15 protein-coding genes and 1 riboswitch are annotated in these 16,061 nt (G+C 71.4%); of the genes, 7 read left to right on the forward strand and 8 right to left on the reverse strand.

The genetic code is table 11. The annotated features are described in order from the left end of the window. Positions 1–158: 158 nt before the first annotated feature. Complete coding sequence (locus NI25_RS11050; protein ID WP_061442304.1) at positions 159–1,598, reverse strand: gamma-aminobutyraldehyde dehydrogenase; 1,440 nt, start codon at positions 1,596–1,598, stop codon at positions 159–161. A 165-nt stretch (positions 1,599–1,763) separates the two neighbouring features. Here NI25_RS11050 and NI25_RS11055 point away from each other — a divergent pair, with 165 nt between their 5' ends. The 7 genes from NI25_RS11055 (at position 1,764) to NI25_RS11085 (ending at position 8,659) form a co-directional block, all read left to right on the forward strand. Next, on the forward strand, positions 1,764–2,279 hold the full coding sequence (locus tag NI25_RS11055; RefSeq protein WP_052838356.1) for an Lrp/AsnC family transcriptional regulator: 516 nt from the start codon (positions 1,764–1,766) through the stop codon (positions 2,277–2,279). Positions 2,280–2,281: 2 nt separating this feature from the next. Next, the gene (locus NI25_RS11060) at positions 2,282–3,655 is read left to right on the forward strand and encodes an aspartate aminotransferase family protein (protein WP_061442305.1); all 1,374 of its coding nucleotides are present in this window, start codon (positions 2,282–2,284) and stop codon (positions 3,653–3,655) included. 219 nt (positions 3,656–3,874) lie between these two features. Further along, entirely contained in the window at positions 3,875–4,651 is a 777-nt protein-coding gene (locus NI25_RS11065; protein WP_061442306.1) for an ABC transporter ATP-binding protein, read from the forward strand. Beyond that, on the forward strand, positions 4,633–6,042 hold the full coding sequence (locus tag NI25_RS11070) for a hypothetical protein (RefSeq protein WP_061442307.1): 1,410 nt from the start codon (positions 4,633–4,635) through the stop codon (positions 6,040–6,042). The genes NI25_RS11065 and NI25_RS11070 overlap by 19 nt, the downstream gene beginning before the upstream one ends. Before the next feature lie 137 nt (positions 6,043–6,179). After that, entirely contained in the window at positions 6,180–6,587 is a 408-nt protein-coding gene (locus NI25_RS11075) for a VOC family protein (protein ID WP_061442308.1), read from the forward strand. 92 nt (positions 6,588–6,679) lie between these two features. Next, the gene (locus tag NI25_RS11080) at positions 6,680–7,798 is read left to right on the forward strand and encodes an LOG family protein (protein WP_061446866.1); all 1,119 of its coding nucleotides are present in this window, start codon (positions 6,680–6,682) and stop codon (positions 7,796–7,798) included. Positions 7,799–7,954: 156 nt separating this feature from the next. Next, entirely contained in the window at positions 7,955–8,659 is a 705-nt protein-coding gene (locus NI25_RS11085) for an LAETG motif-containing sortase-dependent surface protein (RefSeq protein ID WP_061442309.1), read from the forward strand. Positions 8,660–8,720: 61 nt separating this feature from the next. On the opposite strand, the gene NI25_RS40480 is transcribed toward NI25_RS11085, so the two are convergent. From NI25_RS40480 to frr, 7 genes are all read right to left on the reverse strand, one after another. Next, positions 8,721–8,849, reverse strand: coding sequence for a hypothetical protein (locus NI25_RS40480; RefSeq protein WP_267485612.1), 129 nt, complete (start codon positions 8,847–8,849; stop codon positions 8,721–8,723). After that, the gene (locus tag NI25_RS11090; protein WP_061442310.1) at positions 8,846–9,874 is read right to left on the reverse strand and encodes an ABC transporter ATP-binding protein; all 1,029 of its coding nucleotides are present in this window, start codon (positions 9,872–9,874) and stop codon (positions 8,846–8,848) included. Before NI25_RS11090 ends, NI25_RS40480 begins: the two co-directional genes overlap by 4 nt. Positions 9,875–9,893: 19 nt before the next feature. Then, positions 9,894–11,555: an ABC transporter permease gene (locus NI25_RS11095; protein ID WP_107071692.1), complete on the reverse strand. Its 1,662-nt coding sequence runs from the start codon at positions 11,553–11,555 to the stop codon at positions 9,894–9,896. Then, positions 11,552–12,640, reverse strand: a complete 1,089-nt coding sequence (locus tag NI25_RS11100) for a thiamine ABC transporter substrate-binding protein (RefSeq protein ID WP_061442311.1) — start codon at positions 12,638–12,640, stop codon at positions 11,552–11,554. The genes NI25_RS11095 and NI25_RS11100 overlap by 4 nt, the downstream gene beginning before the upstream one ends. 79 nt (positions 12,641–12,719) lie before the next feature. Beyond that, positions 12,720–12,825, reverse strand: a riboswitch (TPP riboswitch). A 38-nt stretch (positions 12,826–12,863) separates the two neighbouring features. Beyond that, positions 12,864–13,976 (reverse strand): 23S rRNA (adenine(2503)-C(2))-methyltransferase RlmN, encoded by a 1,113-nt coding sequence (gene rlmN / locus NI25_RS11105; protein ID WP_233520717.1) that lies wholly within the window; start codon positions 13,974–13,976, stop codon positions 12,864–12,866. A 174-nt stretch (positions 13,977–14,150) separates the two neighbouring features. After that, positions 14,151–15,329, reverse strand: coding sequence for a phosphatidate cytidylyltransferase (locus NI25_RS11110; protein WP_061442313.1), 1,179 nt, complete (start codon positions 15,327–15,329; stop codon positions 14,151–14,153). Continuing rightward, complete coding sequence (frr, locus tag NI25_RS11115) at positions 15,329–15,886, reverse strand: ribosome recycling factor (protein ID WP_030402292.1); 558 nt, start codon at positions 15,884–15,886, stop codon at positions 15,329–15,331. The genes NI25_RS11110 and frr overlap by 1 nt, the downstream gene beginning before the upstream one ends. Positions 15,887–16,061 lie beyond the last annotated feature (175 nt).

A 16,061-nucleotide genomic window follows, 5' to 3' on the forward strand; every position in this document is an offset into this window, starting at 1 on the left:
CCCGACACCCTGTCGACCTGGGCGAGTTCACGACCCAGGCGGGTCCACGCCGTCCACGTGGTGCGGCCCCGGACGGGGGTTCCCGTCCGGGGCCGCACGCGAGCCGGGCTTCAGCCGTCAGGCGCCGGGCATCGTCAGGCGCCCGGCTTCCGGCGCCGTCACGCGTCCAGCGACGTCATCACGTGCTTGATCCGCGTGTAGTCCTCGAAGCCGTACCCCGACAGGTCCTTGCCGTAGCCGGACTTCTTGAAGCCGCCGTGCGGCATCTCGGCGACCAGCGGGATGTGGGTGTTGATCCACACGCAGCCGAAGTCGAGCTTCTTGGACATCCGCATCGCGCGCCCGTGGTCCTTGGTCCACACCGAGGAGGCCAGCGCGTACTCGACGCCGTTGGCCCACTCGACGGCCTGGTCCTCGTCGCGGAAGGACTGGACGGTGATGACCGGGCCGAAGACCTCCTGCTGGATGATCTCGTCGTCCTGCTTGAGGCCGGAGACGACGGTCGGTGCGTAGAAGTAGCCCTTGTCGCCGACCCGGTGACCGCCCGCCTCGACCTTGGCGTGGGCGGGCAGCCGCTCGATGAACCCGGAGACCTGCTTGAGCTGGTTGGGGTTGTTGAGCGGGCCGTAGAGCACGTCCTCGTCGTCCGGCTGACCGGTCTTGATCTCGGACGCGGCCTTCGCGAGCGCACTCACGAACTCGTCGTGGATCGACTCGTGCACGAGCACGCGGGTGGCCGCCGTGCAGTCCTGGCCGGCGTTGAAGTAGCCCGCCTCCGAGATGCCCTCGACGGCCCCCGGGATGTCGGTGTCCTCGAAGACGACGACCGGGGCCTTGCCGCCCAGCTCCAGGTGGACACGCTTGAGGTCCTTGGAGGCCGACTCGGCGACCGACATGCCGGCCCGCACGGAGCCGGTGATGGAGGCCATCGCCGGGGTCTCGTGCTCGACCATCAGGCGGCCGGTGTCGCGGTCGCCGCAGACGACGTTGAAGACGCCCTTGGGCACGATGGAGCCGATGATGTCGGCCATCAGGGCCGTGGACGCGGGGGTGGTGTCCGAGGGCTTGAGGACGACCGTGTTGCCCGCGGCGAGCGCCGGGGCGAACTTCCACACGGCCATCATCATCGGGTAGTTCCACGGCGCGACCTGCGCGCAGACGCCGATGGGCTCGCGGCGCACGAAGGAGGTCAGCCCCTCCATGTACTCGCCGGCGCCGCGCCCTTCGAGCATCCGTGCCGCGCCCGCGAAGAAGCGGATCTGGTCGACCATCGGCGGGATCTCCTCGGAGCGGGTGAGCCCGATGGGCTTGCCCGTGTTCTCCACCTCGGCCGCGATCAGTTCCTCGGCCCGCTCCTCGAACGCGTCCGCGATCTTCAGCAGGGCCTTCTGCCGCTCGGCCGGAACCAGGTCCCGCCAGGCCGGGAAGGCCGCCTCGGCGGCCGCCATCGCGGCGTCCACGTCCGCCTCCCGGGAGAGGGGGGCGGTCGCGTACGCCTCGCCCGTGGCCGGGTTGACCACTTCCGTGGTCCGTCCGTCGGCGGCGTCCCGGAACTCACCGTCGATGTAATTGCGCAGACGACGCAGCTCGGTGCTCACTGCCGGCCCTCCAAGTTCGGGTGTCCATTGACTGAGACACCCACCCTAGACGGAGCGCCGACGTTTTCAACACCCCCGCTCCCCCCGAGGTTGCGATATCCGCAGCTTGAAGCGATCGAAACAACGAATTTCATTGATCCGGGCTTGCGAAACTGTCGATACGTCGTGCACAGTGAAGCCGTGGCCAGTCGAAGCGCAGACCAGAAGGACTCCCGCGAGTCCAGGAACGGCGGTCCCCAGTTGGACGCCGTCTCCCTCGCCATCATCGAGCAGCTCCAGGAGGACGGCCGCAGGCCGTACGCCGCCATCGGCAAGGCCGTGGGTCTGTCGGAGGCGGCCGTGCGCCAGCGCGTCCAGAAGCTGCTCGACCAGGGCGTGATGCAGATCGTCGCCGTCACGGACCCGCTCACGGTGGGCTTCCGGCGCCAGGCGATGGTCGGCGTCAACGTCGAGGGCGACGTGGAGTCGGTGGCCGAGGCGCTGGCGGCCATGTCCGAGTGCGAGTACGTGGTGATGACCGCGGGCTCCTTCGACCTGATGGTGGAGGTCGTCTGCGAGGACGACGACCACCTCCTGGAGGTCATCAACCGACGCATCCGGGCCGTGCCCGGCGTGCGCTCCACCGAGAGCTTCGTCTACCTCAAGCTCAAGAAGCAGACCTATATGTGGGGAACCCGATAATCGTGAGCACCGACAGCCCCAAGGACCTCAGCAAGGCCGCGTACGACCACCTGTGGATGCACTTCACCCGCATGTCGTCGTACGAGAACGCCCCCGTCCCCACCATCGTCCGCGGTGAGGGCACCCACATCTACGACGACAAGGGCAAGCGCTACCTCGACGGCCTCGCCGGCCTGTTCGTGGTCCAGGCCGGACACGGCCGCCAGGAGCTCGCGGAGACCGCCTCGAAGCAGGCGCAGGAGCTCGCCTTCTTCCCGGTGTGGTCCTACGCCCACCCCAAGGCCGTCGAGCTGGCCGAGCGCCTGGCGAACGAGGCCCCCGGCGACCTCAACAAGGTCTTCTTCACCACCGGCGGCGGCGAGGCGGTCGAGACCGCCTGGAAGCTCGCCAAGCAGTACTTCAAGCTCACCGGCAAGCCCACCAAGTACAAGGTGATCTCCCGCGCGGTGGCCTACCACGGCACCCCGCAGGGCGCCCTGTCCATCACCGGCCTGCCGGGCCTGAAGGCCCCCTTCGAGCCGCTGGTCCCCGGCGCGCACAAGGTGCCGAACACCAACATCTACCGCGCGCCGCTCTTCGGCGACGACCCCGAGGCCTTCGGCCGCTGGGCCGCCGACCAGATCGAGCAGCAGATCCTCTTCGAGGGCCCGGACACCGTCGCCGCGGTCTTCCTGGAGCCCGTGCAGAACGCCGGCGGCTGCTTCCCGCCCCCGCCGGGCTACTTCCAGCGGGTGCGCGAGATCTGCGACCAGTACGACGTGCTGCTCGTCTCGGACGAGGTCATCTGCGCCTTCGGCCGCCTCGGCACGACCTTCGCCTGCGACAAGTTCGGCTACGTCCCGGACATGATCACCTGCGCCAAGGGCATGACCTCGGGCTACTCCCCGATCGGCGCCTGCATCATCTCCGACCGCCTGGCCGAGCCGTTCTACAAGGGCGACAACACCTTCCTGCACGGCTACACCTTCGGCGGCCACCCGGTCTCCGCCGCGGTCGGCATCGCCAACCTCGACCTCTTCGAGCGCGAGGGTCTCAACCAGCACGTGCTGGACAACGAGGGCGCCTTCCGCGCCACCCTGGAGAAGCTGCACGACCTGCCGATCGTCGGCGACGTCCGCGGCAACGGCTTCTTCTACGGCATCGAGCTGGTCAAGGACAAGGCAACCAAGGAGTCCTTCAACGAGGAGGAGACCGAGCGGGTCCTGTACGGCTTCCTCTCGAAGAAGCTGTTCGAGAACGGGCTGTACTGCCGTGCCGACGACCGCGGCGACCCGGTCATCCAGCTCGCCCCGCCGCTGATCTCCAACCAGGAGACCTTCGACGAAATCGAGCAGATCCTGCGCGCCACGCTGACGGAGGCGTGGACGAAGCTCTGATCCGTCCTCCGATCAGCCTCTGATCATGTTTTGAGAGGATCATCACCGGCCCCGGTGCCGCCCGTTCGAGTGAGACACGGCGGCCCGGGGCCTCGTGCTGTCCGGCCCCCGCGCGGGGACTGCCTAGCGTGCCCAGTGACCGATCGGCCCCGTCTTCGTTCCCCCGGAAGGGGGACGACACAGCCGGGGAAATACGGATCAGAACCGAGGTGTACGCCCATGGAGGCCCCGCCGGACAACGACGTGCTCTGGGCCCGCGCCCTGCACTTCCAGCACCACGACGGCTCCCCCGCGCTGCAAGGCGTGTCGCTCGGCGTGCGCGAGGGCGAGATCCTCGCCGTGAGCGGCCCGCGCGGCAGCGGCAAGACCACGCTGCTGCGGTGCCTGTCCGGCCTGGTCAAGCCGCAGGACGGCGAGGTCTGGTTCAACAGCGTGCCGGTGCACACCATGGGCCCGCTCGGCCGCGAACGGCTGCGCCGCGACCGCTTCGGCTGGATCGACCCCACCCCGGCACTCGTCCCGGAGCTGAACGCCTGGGAGAACGCAGCGCTCCCCCTCATGCTGCGCGGCACCGGCCGGCGCCGGGCCAAGACCGCCGCCCTGGACTGGCTGGACCGCCTCGACGTCGGCGGCAAGGCACGCCGGCGCCCGCACGAACTCCGGCAGGCCGAGCGGCAGCGCGTCTGCATCGCCCGCGCCCTCGCCGTCGCCCCGGCCGTCCTCTTCGCCGACGAGCCGACGGCCCCGCTGCACCGCGCCGACCGCGCCCAGGTGCTGCGGACGCTCACCACGGCGGCCCGCTCGCACGGCATCACCGTACTGCTCGCCACGCACGACGCGCAGACCGCCGCCCTGGCGGACCGCGCGGTGGCACTGCTCGACGGACGGCGGGTGCGGACCGTGCACCTGCCCCCGCTCGCCGAGACCGCGGTGGCCACTGGTGCCGCCGGGACTCCCGGAACGGAAGGCCGGGCGGCGTGCTCGCTCTCCGCCTGACCCGCACCGCCCACCTCGCCGTCCACCTGCGCCGCCTGCTGGTCGCGGTGGCCTCGGCGGGCACGGGCTTCCTGCTGCTGTGCGCCCTCGGCTACGCGCTGAGCCACCCGGACACACCCGGCGCCGCCGCCCTCCGCCTGGCCTGGTGCGCGGCGCCGCTGGCCGCCGCGGTACACCTCGCGGTCGCCGTGGCCCGCACGGACCCCGGGACCCGGCCCCGCGCGGGGCTGTCGGCGATCGGCCTGGGCCCCGGCCGGCTGATGGCGGTCTCGGCGACGACGACGGCCCTGTCCGCCGTACTGGGTTCGGTGGCGGCCCTGTTCCTCTTCCTCCACCTGCGCGGCGACCTGACGGGCGGCCCGCCCTCCGGCCGCGTGGCGGCGGACGCCCTGGCCGTCGGCCAGTCCCTCCCCGCCCCGGCCGTCCTGACCCTGCTGGTCCTCGTCCCGGTGATCGCCTCGGGCGCGGTGGCCCACACGCTGCGCCCCCGCGACCCCCGGCCCGCCGCGGCCACCGCCCCGCGCGGCTACGGCCGCTTCGGTGCCTACGGCTGGGGCAAGGCCCGCGAAACCTTCGGCGCCTACGGCCGCTTCGGCTCCCGCACCGCCGTTGCCGCGGGCAGTCGTGCCGCTGGGGCGGCACGGGCGGGCACAGGCGGCACCCTGCAAACGCGGGCGAGTGACCCCCGGCCCCCGGCGGCGACGGACGGCGCCACACAGACGCTGGACGCCGTCCCCTCCCACCCGGCGGACGTCACCACGCAGACGCCGGAGACAGACCCCGAGCCCACTCCCCGCCCCCCGAACACCACCGCCCTCCCCTGGGGCGTCGCCGTACTCGCCGCAGGCCTCACCGTCGAGACCTACACCGGCAACGCCTCCCCCGCCCCCACCCCCGGCACCGCCCCCTCCGCCGGCGTCCTGATCGGCTGGGCCCTCACCGCACTGGGGCTCGCCCTGGCCGGCCCGGGCCTCACCCACCTGTGCGGCAGGCTGCTGCAGGCCGCCCGCCCCGGCGCGCTGCGTCTGCTGGCCGGCCGCGTCCTCATGGAGGAGTCCCACCGCATCGGCCGCCCCCTCGGCGTCGTCGCCGCCGTAGCCGCCGCGGCCTACGTGGCCGCCACGGTGTACGACGGGGACGGACCGGCCTTCGGCCCGCTCGCCACCCTGGGCGCCCTCCTCGTGGCGGGCTGCACGGTGGCCACCCTCCTCACCGCGGCCGTCGCGGCCAAACACGCCCGCGCCGACACCACGGACGCCCTGCTCCGGCTCGGCGCGCCCCCGTCGACCCTGCGCGGCGCCGCCGCGGTACGCGCCGCCGCGCTGCTCGCCCTGTTCGGTCCGCTGACGCTGATCGTCGCGGTGCTGGCGGCGCTGCCGTTGGACCACTGAGCAACGACCGATCCGCACCCCGGACGCGAAAATATTCTTGAGAAAGTCCGCGAACCGGCGATGAGTTCCGGGGCCGCCTCCCGTCTACCTCTTCGAACGGCACGACGACCGCAACGCATGAAACGGGAGAGGCCCCCATGTACCAGCAGATGATCTTCGTGAACCTGGCCACCAACGACCTGGACGTCTCCAAGAAGTTCTTCACCGGGCTGGGCTGGGAGCTCAACGCCCAGTTCAGCGACGACAGCACCGCCTCCTTCCCGGTGAGCGACACGATCGTCGTGATGGTGCACACGCCGCAGAAGTACCTCCAGTTCACCAAGAAGGACGTCGCGGACTCGACGAAGACCAGCGAGGTGCTGATCGCGCTGAGCGCCGAGAGCCGCGAGAAGGTCGACGAACTGGTGGAGAAGGCGGTCGCGGCCGGCGGCTCGGTCACCGGCGAGACCCAGGACCACGGCTTCATGTACGGCCGGGCCTTCGACGACCCCGACGGCCACACCTTCGAGGTCGTCTGGATGGACCCGGCGGCGGTCCAGGGCTGATCAGGACGCACGCCTAGCATGGGCGGGTGGATCAGACACCCGATCAGACACCCGCCCGGCGCAGGGCCCGGTCACCGCACGGGTCGGCGTCACTGTCACAGTTCCAGTCCCACCACGCTTCGCACGACCGGGAGATCGAGAGCCTCGCCGAGTTCGACCGCGTCGTCTCGGCGTCCGCCTCCCTCGCCCACCACCGCGTCCAGGCCGTCGACCTGACGGGCCGTACGGACGCACTGCTCGCCGCCGACACCACGGGCGCCGTCTTCCTCGGCTGTCCGATGGACCCCGGCGCGGCCGCCCGGGTCCGCGCCGCCGGCGCCCTGGTCTTCCCTCCCATACCGGGCCTCCCCTTCGACCCCTACCGGGGACGCGTCTACTCCCCCGACGAGCTGTTCGCCCGCCTCGACGAGGGCTACGGGGCGACACCGGACGCCCTCGCGTACGACTGGTTCCAGCAGACCAAGGCCGACGGGGACGTCTTCGCCTCCATGCTGCGCGCGATCCACGACGACGCCGTCTCGGACGCGCTGGACGAACTCGTCGCCGGCGCCCGGGTGGTGGGCGTCATGGGCGGCCACGCCATGGCGCGCGGCACCGCGGAGTACGCGGGTGCCGCACGTCTGGGCCGCGAACTGGCCCGCGCCGGGCTCACGGTGGCCACGGGCGGCGGTCCCGGCGCGATGGAGGCCGCGAACCTCGGCGCGTACGCCGCCCCGTTCGGCGACGGCATGCTGGACGAGGCCCTGATGCTGCTCGCCAAGGTCACGTCGTTCGCGCCCTCGGTCACCGACTGGGCGCGAACCGCGTTCGAGGTGCGCGAACGCTGGCCCGACGGCGGTGCCTCGATCGGCATCCCGACCTGGTTCTACGGCCACGAACCGCCCAACGCCTTCGCCACGCACATCGCCAAGTACTTCGCCAACGCCACCCGCGAGGACGGTCTCCTGGCCCGCTCCACGGCGGGCGTGGTGTTCCTGCCGGGTGCGGCCGGCACCTTGCAGGAGATCTTCGACAACGCGACGCCGAACTACTACGAGTCGCGCGGCGAGCCCACCCCCATGGTGCTCGTGGACCGGGAGCACTGGACCGAGACCCTGCCGGCCTGGCCACTGCTGCGCTCGCTGGCGAAGGGCCGGGCAATGGAGTCTCGAATCGCACTGGTTGGCCGAATCGACGAGGCTCCGGAGGCGCTGAAACGTCTCGGCGGTTAATAAGACGGCAAAGTCAACAGCCCTCGGCGGCATATGCGTTGACACTTCTTACGCCCCGCTTATAGACCAGTGAGGCTCATGGGTGTGCTGATGCCGCGTCATCGAGCGTCGGCGCCCCCTCCACCCCCCGCATCCGCGCTCCCGTAAAGGACAAACGTGGCAGTCCTGTCCATAATCAGCCGTACGGCATCCCGCCGCGGCGCCCGCGCCCTCGGCGTCGTCGCCGCCTCCGCGGCCCTGGCGCTCAGCGCCTCCGGCACCGCCCTCGCCTGCGACATCAGCGAGTTCTCCGCCAAGGCCCAGTGCGACGGCGACAACGGTGTCATCACCGTCACCGACGTGGACCCGACCGGTGTTCCGGCCACCATCACGGTCACGCTCAAGAGCACCGGCGAGCAGGTCGGCCAGGAGACGGTCAAGGGCTCCAAGGAGGGCACCACCGTCAACTTCGCCGTGGACTGGAAGCCGAACACGGAGTACCGCGTCCACGTCAAGGCCGACAGGTACGTCGACGACTTCATCAAGCCGGACGTCACCACCCCGTCGACGCCCTGCAAGACCGAGGACACCCCGACGCCGACCCCGTCGGAGAGCTCCTCGACCCCGTCCGACGAGACGGAGTCCCCGGCGCCCGAGCCGTCCACGTCGGCCCCCGCGCCGTCGCAGCCGGAGAGCAGCGCGCCGGCGGCCGCACCGAACGACAACGCCCCGTCCCCGGCGGCCGGTGACTCCAACCTCGCCGAGACCGGCGCCAACTCCAACACCGGCATGATCGCCGGTATCGCGGCGGCCCTGGTCGTCGTGGGTGGCGGTGCCGTCTTCTTCGGCCTGCGCCGTCGCGGAGCGAACAGCAACCGCTGACGCCCGCACACCGGTTCACACAGCGGTGGCCCGTCCCGGTCCGGGGCGGGCCACCGTCGTGTCAGCCGAACGTCGCCTTCGCCGACCGGAGTTCGAGCAACTCGCGGTCACCGAGCACCTCGAGCCCCGGCGCGTCCAGCGGCAGGCGGCCGTGGAAGGCCGGCAGGACGTCCGTGAGCGGGCCGATCACCCGAGCACCACGATCTCGGCCGCGTCGAACTCCACCCCGACCGCGTCCCCGACCTCGGGCGCGTCGCGCAGCGCGCAGGCTGCCTCCAGGCGGGGCGCGTCCTCGGGCTGCAGGTGGACGGCGACGTGGGTGCCGCGGAAGGTGCGGGCCGTGACCGTGCAGCGCAGGCCCTCGTCGGCGGGGACGACACGGACCCCGGCCGGCCGCACGAGGACCGTCCGCGTGCCCTGCGGGGCGTCCTCGGGGACCGGCAGCTTGCCCCACGGGGTGTCCGCGGATTGCCCGGCGACGGACGCCTCGGCGACGTTGTCGAATCCGAGGAAACGGGCCACGAACGCGTCCGCCGGCCGCTGCCACACCTCCAGAGGCGTCCCCGACTGGGCGATCCGCCCGTCCCGCATCACCACGACCCGGTCGGCGAGCGCGAAGGCCTCGCCCTGGTCGTGGGTCACGGCCAGCACCGTCGTGCCCAACCGCCCGAACAGCTCCCGCAGTTCCACCACGAGCCGCTCCCGCAGCGAACGGTCCAGCTGCCCGAGGGGCTCGTCCAGCATCAGCAGCCGCGGCCGGGGGGCGAGGGCACGGGCCAGTGCCACTCTCTGCTGCTCACCACCGGACAGCGCGGCGACGGACCGGCGGGCGGCGTCCGGCAGCCCGACCAGCTCCAGCAGTTCCCCCACCCGGTCCCGCTGCTCGGCCCGGGAGGCGCCGCGCATCCGCGGTCCGAAGGCGACGTTCCCGGCCACGTCCCGCTGCGGGAAGAGCTGGTGGTCCTGGAACATCAGCCCGACCTCGCGCCGGTGCGCGGGCACCCCGGTCTGGTCCCGTCCGTCCAGCACCACCCGCCCGGCGTCCAGCGACTGGAGTCCGGCGACCGCCCGCAGGAGCGTCGACTTGCCGCTGCCGCTGGGCCCGAGCACACACACCACCTCGTGCGCGGCGACCGCCAGGTCGACGGTGTCGAGCACGGCCCGCCCGCCGAAGCGGACGGTGGCGCCTTCGATGCTCAGCAGGCTCGACGGCATGGGTGGCATGGGTGGCATGTCAGAACTCCCCGCTCCGGTCTGTCCGCAGCCGCTCCAGCACCACCAGGGCCACGGCGCACACCAGCATCAGAATCGTCGAAAGGGCCATCGCCTGGCCGTAGTTCATGTCCCCCGGCCGGCCCAGCAGCCGCGCCACGGCGACCGGCAGGGTCGGATTGTCGGGCCGTGCGATGAAGACGGTCGCCCCGAACTCCCCGAGTGACACGGCGAAGGCGAACCCGGCCGCGACCAGCAGCGCCCTGCGCACCATCGGCAGGTCCACCTCGCGCCACACCCGCCACGGGGACGCGCCCAGCACCGCCGCCGCCTCCCGCAGCCGCCCGTCCACCGCCCGCAGCACCGGCAGCATGGTGCGTACGACGAAGGGGACGCCCACCAGCGCCTGCGCGAGCGGCACCAGGATCCACGAGGACCTGAGGTCCAGCGGGGGTTCGTCCAGCGCGATCAGGAAACCGAAGCCGACCGTCACCGCCGACACCCCGAGCGGCAGCATCAGCAGCGCGTCGAACCCGCGTACGAAGCGGCCCGCGTCGCGCCGGGTGAGCGCGGTCGCGGCCAGCGCGCCGATCACCACGGCGATGGCGGTCGCGGCGACGGCGTACTGGAGGGAGTTGCCGATCGCCTCGATCGGCGGGACGAGGAAGGTGCCGCCGTCCTCACGGGTCAGCGCGCGGTAGTAGCCGAACCCGGAGGCGCCCAGTGACCGCTGGACCAGCACCGCGAGCGGCAGCACCAGCAGGACGGCGACGACGCCCAGGACCCCGGCCAGCAGCGCCCACTGTCCGGCTCCGCGCGGCCGGCGCGCGGTCGTGGCCGCGTCGACCAGCCTGAGGGCGCTCTCGCGCCGCCGTACCGTCCAGGCGTGCACGGCGAGGACGGCGGCGACGGCCGTGAACTGGATCAGCGTCAGCACGGCGGCCGTGGACAGGTCGAAGACCTGGGAGGTCTGGCGGTAGATCTCCACTTCGAGGGTGGAGAAGGTGGGGCCGCCGAGGATCTGGACGACGCCGAAGGAGGTGAAGGTGAACAGGAAGACCATCAGCGCGGCGGCGGCCACGGCGGGCGCCAGCGCGGGCAGCGTCACCTGCCGCCAGGCCCGCAGCCGCGAGGCGCCCAGCATCCGCGCTGCCTCCTCCTGCCGTGGGTCGAGCTGCGACCACAAGCCGCCGACGGTGCGGACGACGACGGCGTAGTTGAAGAAGACGTGCGCGAGCAGGATCGCCCACACGGTGGTGTCCAGACGCAGGCCCCACAGCTCGTCGAGCAGTCCGCCGCGCCCGACCAGCGCCAGGAAGGCCGTGCCGACGACGACCGTCGGCAGCACGAACGGCACCGTCACCACGGCCCGCAGCACCTGTTTGCCGGGGAAGTCGAAGCGGGCGAAGACGTACGCACCGGGCAGTGCGACCAGCAGCGTGAGCGCGGTGGACGCCAGCGCCTGCCAGGTGGTGAACCACAGGACGTGCCGCACGTCGGACTGTGCGAGCACGTCCCCGATCCGGCCGAGCCGCCAGACCCCGTCGACCTTGAGGCCGCGCGCGACGATGGCGGCGACGGGGTAGGCGAAGAAGACCGCGAAGAACGCGACGGGCACGGCCACGAGGCCGAGCCGCGCCGCGCTCCCGCGCACGGTCCGCGCCCGCTCGCCCTGCCGGCTCACTTCAGTACGAGGGAGGTCCACGACTTGACCCACTGGTCGCGGTTGTCGGCGATCTTCGCCGGGTCGAGGGTCTGCGGGTCCTTCGCCTGCGGCCCGAACTTCGAGAACACCTCGGGGACCTGGGCGCCCTCCCGCACCGGGTAGACGAACATGTTCAGCGGCATGTCCTCCTGGAAGGACTTGCTCAGCATGAAGTCGAGGAGCGCCTTGCCGCCCTCGGGGTTCCTGGCGTTGCCGAGCAGGCCCGCGTACTCGACCTGCCGGAAGCAGGTGCCGTCGGCGACGCCCGTGGGGGCGGTGTCCGGCTGCGGGTCGGCGTAGACGACCTCGACGGGCGGGGAGGAGGCGTAGGAGACGACGAGCGGGCGGTCGCCCCCCGCCTTCTTGCCGCCGGCCGAGCCGGAGAACTCCTCGTTGTACGCCTGCTCCCAGCTGTCGACGACCTTGACGCCGTTCGCCTCGAGCTTCTTCCAGTAGCCCTCCCAGCCCCCGTCGCCGTACTGGGCGGCGGTGCCGAGCAGGAAACCGAGACCCGGCGAGGAACTGCCCGCGTTCTCGGTGACGAGCAGGTCCTTGTACTCGGGCTTGACGAGGTCGTCGAAGGACTTCGGCGGGGTCAGCTTGTGCTCGCTGAACCAGGCCTTGTCGTAGTTGACGCAGATGTCGCCCGTGTCGACGGGCGTGACCCGGTGCTTGTCCTGGTCGGTCCGGTACTCGGGCCGGACCTGGTCGGAGCCCTTCGCCTCGTACGGCTGGAACAGGCCGTTGTCGAGGGCGCGGGACAGCAGGGTGTTGTCGACGCCGAAGAACACGTCGCCCTGCGGGTTGTCCTTGGTCAGGATGGCCTTGTTGACGGCCTGCCCGGCGTCGCCGTCCTTGAGGACCTTGACCTTGTAGCCGGACTCCTTCTCGAAGGCGGCGATGACGTCCTTCGACGCGGCCCACGAGTCGTGGCTGACGAGGGTGACGGTCTTGGCGCCGCCCGAGCCGCCGCCGGCGTCGTCGGACGACGATCCGCAGGCGGCCAGGGTGCCGACCATGCCGAGGCCGACGGCCAGGACGCTGACCTTCTTGGTGATGCTCACTGGATTCCTCCTGGGGGACCAGGAGAAGACGCGGCCCCGCCCGGAACCCCTGGCGAGGGTCCCGGGCAGGGCGCAACAGCTCGAGTGGTGACCGATCTCCCTACCCAGAATGACCTGGGCCAGGTTCGGAGGGTCTGCGGCCGGTGCCGCACTCTCAGCGCTGTGGCGCTCCCCTGTCGGAATATGAAGATGTGACTGTGCTGACGTACTTCCGCCGGTCAGGTTACCGCTCGCTCGCGGCGAGCTGACCACACGCCCCGTCGATCTCCTGTCCGCGGGTGTCCCGGATCGTCACCGGCACACCGTGCGCCGCGATCGCCTCCACGAACGCCTTCTCGTCCTCGGGCCGGGACGCGGTCCACTTGGAGCCGGGCGTGGGGTTGAGCGGAATCAGGTTGACGTGCACGGGCTTGCCCTTGAGCAGCCTCCCGAGGCGGTCACCGCGCCAGGCCTGGTCGTTGATGTCGCGGATCAGGGCGTACTCGATGGACAGCCGGCGCCCGGACTTCGCCGCGTACTCGAACCCGGCGTCCAGCACCTCGCGCACCTTCCACCGCGTGTTGACGGGGACGAGGGTGTCGCGCAGCTCGTCGTCGGGAGCGTGCAGGGAGATGGCGAGGCGGCACTTGAAGCCCTCGTCGGCGAAGCGGTGGATCGCCGGGACCAGGCCGACCGTGGAGACGGTGATGCCGCGCTGGGAGAGCCCCAGCCCGTCCGGCTCGGGGTCGGTGAGGCGGCGGATGGAGCCGACGACGCGGTTGTAGTTGGCGAGGGGCTCGCCCATGCCCATGAACACGATGTTGCTGAGCCGCGCGGGGCCTCCCGGGACCTCGCCGTCCCTGAGCGCCCGCATGCCGTCGACGATCTGGTGCACGATCTCGGCGGTCGACAGGTTGCGGTCGAGGCCGGCCTGGCCGGTGGCGCAGAACGGGCAGTTCATGCCGCAGCCCGCCTGGGAGCTGATGCACATGGTGACCCGGTCCGGGTAGCGCATGAGGACGGACTCGACCAGCGTCCCGTCGAACAGCTTCCACAGCGTCTTGCGCGTGGTCCCCTGGTCGGTCGACAGGTGCCGCACGACCGTCATCAGCTCGGGCAGCAGTGCCTCCCGCAGCCGCTCGCGCGAACCGGCGGGGATGTCGGTCCACTGCTCGGGGTCGTGTGCGTAGCGCGCGAAGTAGTGCTGCGAGAGCTGCTTGGCGCGGAACGGCTTCTCGCCGGTCGCGGCGACGGCCTCCTTGCGCTCGGCGGGCGTGAGGTCGGCAAGGTGCCGCGGGGGCCGCTTCGCTCCGCGGGGTGCGGCGAAGGTCAGCTCACCGGGGGCTGGACGGGCCACGGTCGGACAACTCCTCATGACTGCGGGCCTGTGGCAACCCCCCGCGTCTGCGGGGACGACGGCAGGACCATGCCGAAGCCAGGAGACCTCACTGGAAGACCCCCGCAGTGGCGGGGACACACGGAAGGGCCCGCAGCCACAAGCCGCAGGCCCTTCCAGGCTACCTGATCGCTGTCAACCCGACCCGACGAAGATCACCAGCAGCAGCCACACCACCGGCGCCGTCGGCAGCAGGGAGTCCAGCCGGTCCATGATGCCGCCGTGACCCGGCAGGAGGGTGCCCATGTCCTTGATGCCGAGGTCGCGCTTGATCATGGACTCGCCGAGGTCGCCCAGCGTGGCGCTGACGGCGACCGCGAGGCCGAGCAGGAGGCCCTGCCACCAGGTGCCGTCGTCGATCAGGAACTGCACGCACAGCGCGCCCGCCACCATCGCGAACGCCACCGCGCCGAGCAGCCCCTCGCGGGTCTTGCCGGGGCTGATGCGCGGGGCGAGCTTCTTCCTGCCGAAGCGCCAGCCGACGGCGTAGGCCCCGGTGTCGCTGACGACCGTCAGTATCAGGAAGACCAGGACGCGCCAGGCACCGTCGTCCGCCATCAGCATCATGGCGACGAACGTGGCCAGGAACGGTACGTAGAACGCGGCGAACAGACCCGCGGTGACGTCCTTGAGATAGCCCTCGGGCGGCTCGGTCATCCGCCAGACGAGGACCGCGAGCGCCGTCAGCGCCATGGCGACCCACGCCCCCTCGGCGCCGCGTGCGTAACCGGCGACCACCATCGCCGCGCCGCCGATGGCGAGCGGTACGAGGGGCGCCTTGATGCCCTTGCGCTCCTCCAGCCGCTTGGTCAGTTCCCACAGGCCCACGACGACGGCGACCGCGATCACGCCGACGAAGACTTCCTTGACGACGAACAGCGACGCGATGATCACCACGCCGAGGCCGACGCCGACCCCTATCGCGGCCCCCAGATCGCGGCCCGCGCTCTTCTTCTGCGGCGGCTGGGGCTGCGCCGGCTGCGGGGCGTCGGGCATGGGCTCCGGATTCTGCGGCACCGCCGCATACGGCTGCGCCGACGGGTTCTGGTCGCGATACGGCTCGTCGCGACCGGACTGGTCGTGGAACGGCTCGTCCCGGAACAGGGGACCGCTCGGCCGAGCAGTCCCCTGGTCGTCGTCGTCCTGGTCTCCGCCGTGTTCGGGTACGTCGGGCACGATGGGCATGGGGCGAGTCTGCTGCGCGTAGTGCGCATCGTACGCGGGACCCGCCGGACCGGCGCCCTGGACGGGTCCCTGGTCGGACGGCCCCCAGTACCCGGCTTGTGGCGGCGCTCCCCAGGAAGAGTCGTTCATCAGACCTCGAGCAGTTCGGCTTCCTTGTGCTTCAGGAGCTCGTCCACCTGCGCGACGTACTTGGCGGTGGTGTCGTCGAGCTCCTTTTCCGCACGGCGGCCCTCGTCCTCACCGACCTCGCCGTCCTTGACCATCTTGTCGATGGCGTCCTTGGCCTTGCGGCGCACGGAGCGGATGGACACCTTGGCGTCCTCGCCCTTGCCCTTGGCGACCTTGATGTACTCGCGGCGACGGTCCTCGGTCAGCTCGGGGAACACCACCCGGATGATGTTGCCGTCGTTGCTCGGGTTGACGCCCAGGTCGGAGTCGCGGATCGCCTGCTCGATGTTGCGCAGGGCGCTCTTGTCGAAGGGGGTCACCACGGCCATGCGCGGCTCGGGCACGGAGAACGAGGCCAGCTGGTTGATCGGCGTCGGCGCGCCGTAGTAGTCGGCCACGATCTTGTTGAACATCGCCGGGTGCGCACGGCCGGTGCGGATCGCGGCGAAGTCCTCCTTGGCGACCACGACGGCCTTCTCCATCTTCTCCTCGGCCTCGAGGAGGGTCTCTTCGATCACCACTTGCTCCTGCGTGTCTTGAGTAGGCCCGGCTGCGGTCCCCTGTCGGAGCTGCGGCCGGCTGCGTCGCGTTCTTCCTGCACGGTTCCCGACCGGCGGGACATTGTCCATCCCCCGGCCCGGTCCCGTCCCGTCCGTCCCCCGGACAGGTGGCGTCCGCGGACGGGGGGTGTTC

Origin of the sequence: Streptomyces sp. CCM_MD2014 (genome assembly GCF_000772045.1) — a bacterium.
Classification (GTDB): Bacteria; Actinomycetota; Actinomycetes; order Streptomycetales; family Streptomycetaceae; genus Streptomyces; species Streptomyces salinarius.

Bases quoted from the DNA above. Each gene is read 5' to 3' on its own strand.
- NI25_RS11075 (WP_061442308.1), top strand. From the start codon at position 6,180: ATGTACCAGCAGATGATCTTCGTGAACCTGGCCACCAACGACCTGGAC.
- NI25_RS11090 (WP_061442310.1), bottom strand. From the start codon at position 9,874: ATGCCGTCGAGCCTGCTGAGCATCGAAGGCGCCACCGTCCGCTTCGGC.
- NI25_RS11110 (WP_061442313.1), bottom strand. From the start codon at position 15,329: ATGAACGACTCTTCCTGGGGAGCGCCGCCACAAGCCGGGTACTGGGGG.
- NI25_RS11065 (WP_061442306.1), top strand. From the start codon at position 3,875: ATGGAGGCCCCGCCGGACAACGACGTGCTCTGGGCCCGCGCCCTGCAC.